Raw genomic sequence first — 235 nt, 5'->3', positions numbered from 1 at the left:
AACTCGCCTTTCTTAACGCGTGCGGAATCAGTGCCGATAAAGACATTGAACTTGCCAGGCTCGGCGTCATATTTCATCTGTTGATTCCAGAACTTCAGCGCCTCAATATCAATCGGGAAGCTGACGGTCTGAGTTTCGCCCGGCTTCAGGGTGATTTTCTCAAAGCCTTTCAGCTGTTTCACAGGGCGACTCATGGAAGCCGTCACATCCTGCAAGTACATCTGCACTACCGTGG

1 protein-coding gene is annotated in these 235 nt (G+C 50.6%); it reads right to left on the bottom strand.

From position 1 onward, the window contains the following. Window positions 1-235: fibronectin type III-like domain-contianing protein (locus tag V5P19_RS24550; protein WP_334408118.1), on the bottom strand; the 235-nt coding region annotated here is incomplete at both ends.

The organism is Enterobacter sp. UNJFSC 003 (genome assembly GCF_036903355.1).
Lineage (GTDB): Bacteria > Pseudomonadota > Gammaproteobacteria > Enterobacterales > Enterobacteriaceae > Enterobacter.
Note: the sequence above shows the minus strand (reverse complement) of the source record. Positions and strands in the feature narration are given on the sequence as shown.